The following is a 4,825-nucleotide window of genomic DNA, read 5'->3' as shown; positions in this document are numbered from 1 at the left end:
TGCCGCGGGCTCGGCCGACGCCGAGCACGGCCAGCGCCGAGACGGCGAGCATCCCGCCGAGCGCGGTGCCCGGCGTGTAGCCGCCGCCGAGCTGGTAGGAGCGCAGGAATCCGGCGATGCCGGGATCGACCGAGTAGGTGCCGTCGCCGTAGAGCTCGGTCCACTCGGTGACGTACCAGGCGTCGGCGTACAGCGGGTATTCGGTCTTGAACTGCCAGCGGTCCAGCGGCACGTCGCCGGGGCTTTGGGTTCGGGTCGGCGCGAATCCCTTGAAGAAGTCCTCCAGCACTCCGCCGACGACGTCGAACGGCTGGTGCAGCAGCACCTTGCGGGCCATGCCGCTCTGCGCCGCCTCCACATCGACGCCCGGCGGCAACGTGTTCTTGCCCTGCGGGGTGTGGTAGCGGTGGATGTAGAAGTCGATGCCGGTCGCCTTGCGCGCTTCGACCGGGTCGCGCGGGCACACCAGTTCTTCCTGCGGCGTGAGGCCGAGTTCGCCGCACTGCGCGACGACGGCGGTGCGCCCGTAGACGACGCTGCCGGTCGAGCCGCCCAGCGCGGGCACGCCGGTCCAGATCATGTGGTACATCGCGTAGAGGAACAGCGCACCGGCGAAGGCCCCGGCCAGCGCGCCTGCCGAGCGCAACCGCCGCCGCCAGCCGTCCCGCGGCCGGATCCCCGCGGCCAGCAGCACGAACACCACGGCCGGAAGCACCAGCGTCAGCCCGACGATGCGCACCAGCACCGACACCGCCAGCAGCAGCCCGCCGATCGCGGCGGTGCGCGGCCCGGGTGCTCCGCGCCAGGTCAGCACCAGGATCGCCGCCAGCAGCATGACCTGGAACAGCACGTCGGACATGATGTTGTGCTCGATCTGCACCTGGTAGGCGTCCAGCAGCACCGGCGCGGTCGCCAGCGCGGCGATCCAGTACCGCGCGCCGAAGCGAACCAGCAGCGCGTAGCTCGCGACGCCGAGCGCGAGGCCGATCAGGTGCTGCACCGCGGCCACGAACGCCAGGTTCCCCACCAGCAGCAGCGGGCCGAGCAGCAGCAGCCCGTAACCGATGGGGTTGATCCCGCCCGGGTAGAAGATGCCGAGGTCGTCGAGGTAGCGGAACGAGTCGATGTAGAGCAGTGCCGGCTGGTAGGCCAGCTGCGCCAGGACGCGCAGCACGGCTCCGCACAGCACCAGCAGCACGAGCAGCCAGTGCTTGCGGAGGCTGCGCCCCAGCGCCGCGATCACGGCGCCTCGGCGGCGACCGCGCGGAAGTCCTCCCACACGGTCCGCAGGCCGTCGGTGAGTTCGACGGACGGGGTGTAGCCCAGTTCCCGACCGGCCTTGGCGACGTCCACGATCACCGCGGGCATTTCACCGTTCTTGGCGGGCACGTGGGTGATCGGCAGCGGTTCGCCGGTGGCGGCGCGGACCGCCTCGATCAGTTCGAGCACCGAGATGGACCGCCCGGAGCCGATGATCGCGGGACCGGTGTACTGCTTGTCCCACGCCGCGAGGATCCCCTGCACCACGTCGTCGACGTGCACGAAGTCGCGGCTCTGCGCGCCGTCGCCGTAGACCTCCACGCCGCCGCCGGACAGCGCCGCGCGCATCAGCCGCGGGATGAAGCTGTCCTTGTGGTTCATGCCGGGGCCGTAGATGTTGGTGAACCGCAGCGCGGTGGTGGCGATGCCGTAAGCGCCCGCGTAGCCGGACAGCAGCATCTCGCAGGCGGCCTTGGTGGCGCCGTAGGGCGTGAGGGGCTGCAGCGGCAACTGCTCGGAGATGGTGCCGCGGCCGATGTCGCCGACGACCGCGTTGGTGGAGGCCAGCACGAACTGCCCGGCGTGCCGCCGCCGCGCCAGCTCCAGCAGTTCGTGGGTGACCTCGACGTTGGCGCGGTAGGTCTCGGCCGGCCGGTCCACCGAGCGCAGCACCGAGGTGATCGCGGCCAGGTGCACGATGCCCGCGGTGCCTTCCGGCACGGCAGCTTCCCGCACCTGCGGGTCGGTGAGATCGCCCGCGACGTGCCGGACGAGGTCGCCGCGCAGCGACGCGGGCAGCGGCTGCTCGTCGGCGACGGTGACCGGGGTGCCGCGTTCGACGAAGGCCCGCACCACGGCCCGGCCGACGAAACCGGAGCCGCCGGTGACCACGACGCCGCCTGCGGAACCAAACTGATCACTCAGAGTTGCTGCGGACTCGGCGTTTTCGCCTCGATCGGGGGAAGTCTGGCTGCTTGGCACGCGCAGACTCTAACCGGCCGCTGCTACCCCTCGGCGCCTAACCCGCGCGGCACTTCGGCGCCATCCGCCCCGGTTCGCGGAACGGGCCGGTCACGACCTCGCCGGGCGCGCAGCAAGCGGACCGCTCGCCCGGTCCTGGCCGGTCGAGCGGTCCGTTCACCCGTTGAGCCGTGCGCGGCAAGACTCGGTTCTTCATCTTGAAGCGGCGAGGCCGCTCGCCTGCACTCCCCCGGCAGTCTTCAGGAGAAGCGCTCCACGAGCGCCTTGAGGCCCGCGGCGTACACACCGCCGCCGAAGGTCTGCTCGAGCTTGCTTTCCTCGGCAGCCTCGGCGTCGTAGTCGCCGAACCACTCGACGAACGCCTGCCCCGTTGCGGTGATCGGGAAGACCGTGATGGTGCTGCGGTAGGTGCGGATCGGGAACGGGCCTTCGATCATGTCGTAGGTGTAGGAGCGGGCCGTGTCGTCCAGCGCCACCAGCCGCTCCCGGATCGCGCCGCAGCCGTCGGGGAGGCCGAGCAGCCGCACAGCGCCGATCTCGCCTGCCGACCGGCCGCTCTCGATCTCGCTGCTGGCGATCGCCGGGTGCCAGTCCGGCAACCCGTTGAACTCGCGCACCAGCTCCCAGACCTGTTCGGCCGGGGCCGGGATCACCGCACTCGCGTAGGCACGCGCCATCGCAGATTCCTCCTCGTTCTAGCCGGGTTCACCGCTTGAGGTTCTTGAACTCGCGGGTCCGCTCGGTGAGCGCCTGCTCGACCGGCAGGCGCTCCATGCTGCTGGCGCCGTAGAAGCCGTGGCAGCGCTTGGTGCGGCCGAGCACGTAGGCCGCGTCGTCCGGCGTGGCGATCGGGCCGCCGTGGCACAGCACCAGCACGTCCTCGCGCACTTCGGCGGCGGCCGCGGACCACTCGTCGATCAGGTTCACGCAGCCGTCCAGGTCGTTCGCGGTCTCCGCGCCGATCGAACCGCCGGTGGTCAGGCCCATGTGGCAGACGATGATGTCCGCACCGGCGCGGGTCATCGCGCGCGCGTCGGCGGCGGAGAACACGTACGGCGTGGTGAACAGGTCCGCCTCGTGCGCCTCGGCGATCAGCTCGACCTCCTGGCGGAAGCTCATCCCGGTCTCCTCCAGGTTGGCCCGGAAGTTGCCGTCGATGAGCCCGACCGTGGGGAAGTTCTGGATCCCGGCGAACCCGAGTTCGCGCAGCTTCGCCAGGAACGGCCCGGTCCGCAGGAACGGGTCGGTGCCGTTCACCCCGGCCAGCACCGGCGTGCGGCGCACCACCGGCAGCACCTCGCTCGCCATCTCCACGACGATGTCGTTGGCGTTGCCGTAGGCCAGCAGCCCGGCCAGCGAACCGCGCCCGGCCATCCGGTAGCGCCCGGAGTTGTACAGCACGATCAGGTCGATCCCGCCGGATTCCTCGCACTTGGCGGACAGGCCGGTGCCCGCGCCACCGCCGATGATCGGCTCGCCGTGCTCGGCCATGTCGCGGAACCGGCGGCGCAGGGCCGCCCGGTCGAACTGCGTCATTCCCGCCCTCCTGTCTGCCTGCCCGCTGGCTGCCCAACCGCTGCTGCAGGACTGCCCGCTTCCCGCACGGCGTGGAACTCCCGCAGCAGCGCGTCGACGAACTCGGTGTCGTTGATGTTGTGCGGCAGCCGCAGCACCTGCCGGTCGGCGTGCTGCCGGACCTCGCTCTCCAGCGTCTCGAACAGCACCTCGTCGGCCGCGGGGTCGTGGAAGGGCTGGCCGGGCGCGTCCAGCACCGACAGCCCGCCTTCGGGCAGCAGGAAGCGCACCGGACCGGAGCAGGCGTTGAGCTTCGCGGCCAGGAACTCACCGATGCGGCGGCATTCGTCCGCGGTGGTGCGCATCAGCGTGACCTGCGGGTTGTGCCAGTAGAGGTGCCGCTCGCGGTACTGCTCGGGGACGGTGTCGAAGGCACCGAAGTTGACCATGTCCAGTGCGCCGCAGGAGCCGACGTAGGGCACGCCGGTGCGGGCGATGGCGTCCAGGCGCTGCTCGCCCGCGCTCATCACTCCCCCGGCGATCAGGTCGCAGACCTCGGTGGTGGTGATGTCCAGGACGGTCGCGATCAGCCCGTCGTCGACCAGCTTCTCCATCGCCCGGCCACCGGTGCCGGTGGAGTGGAACACCAGCGGGTCGAACCCGGCACCGAGCCTGCGCGCGGTCGCGGTCACGCACGGCGTGGTCACGCCGAACATCGACAGCGCCACCGCGGGCAGGTCATCGGCCGGTGGGACGGGGTCGCGGACCGCGCCTGCGAGCGCGTGCGCGGCGTTGCCCAGCACCCGCCGGGAGATCCGGTTCAGCCCGGCCACGTCGGTGACCGACGGGAACATCGCGATGTCCGAGGCGTCGACGTAGCCGGACACGTCGCCCGCGGCCACGGTGGAGACCATCAGCTTCGGCACCCCGACCGGCAGCGCGCGCATCGCCGGGGTGATCAGCGCCGTGCCGCCGGAGCCACCCAGCCCCAGCACACCGGCGACGTCGTCGCGGGCGGTCAGCCAGTGCTCGAACGCCTCGGCCATCGCCGCGACGGCGGAACCGCGGT

At 71.4% G+C, this 4,825-nt stretch carries 4 protein-coding genes and 1 pseudogene; all 5 read right to left on the bottom strand.

Annotated elements, in window-relative coordinates; genetic code table 11:
- A pseudogene (locus tag IJH84_RS26670) lies at positions 1-1,243 on the bottom strand (glycosyltransferase family 2 protein); the annotation flags it as partial.
- A complete protein-coding gene (locus IJH84_RS26665) occupies positions 1,240-2,151 on the bottom strand; it encodes an NAD(P)-dependent oxidoreductase (protein ID WP_295150380.1) in 912 nt (303 codons plus the stop codon). The pseudogene IJH84_RS26670 and the gene IJH84_RS26665, both read right to left, overlap by 4 nt.
- A 329-nt stretch (positions 2,152-2,480) precedes the next feature.
- Positions 2,481-2,918, bottom strand: a complete 438-nt coding sequence (locus IJH84_RS26660; protein ID WP_295150377.1) for an SRPBCC family protein — start codon at positions 2,916-2,918, stop codon at positions 2,481-2,483.
- 28 nt (positions 2,919-2,946) lie between these two features.
- Entirely contained in the window at positions 2,947-3,777 is an 831-nt protein-coding gene (locus IJH84_RS26655) for a phosphoenolpyruvate hydrolase family protein (RefSeq protein ID WP_200071870.1), read from the bottom strand.
- A partial coding sequence (locus IJH84_RS26650) for a Tm-1-like ATP-binding domain-containing protein (RefSeq protein WP_295150373.1) occupies positions 3,774-4,825 on the bottom strand: 1,052 nt, incomplete at its 5' end. The genes IJH84_RS26655 and IJH84_RS26650, both read right to left, overlap by 4 nt.

The sequence above is a fragment of the Saccharopolyspora sp. genome (assembly GCF_017434145.1).
Lineage (GTDB): Bacteria > Actinomycetota > Actinomycetes > Mycobacteriales > Pseudonocardiaceae > Saccharopolyspora_C > Saccharopolyspora_C galaxeae.
The sequence above is the reverse complement of the archived record's forward strand: the minus strand, read 5'-3'. Positions and strand labels throughout refer to the sequence as shown.

Bases quoted from the DNA above. Each gene is read 5' to 3' on its own strand.
- IJH84_RS26660 (WP_295150377.1), bottom strand. From the start codon at position 2,918: ATGGCGCGTGCCTACGCGAGTGCGGTGATCCCGGCCCCGGCCGAACAG.
- IJH84_RS26655 (WP_200071870.1), bottom strand. From the start codon at position 3,777: ATGACGCAGTTCGACCGGGCGGCCCTGCGCCGCCGGTTCCGCGACATG.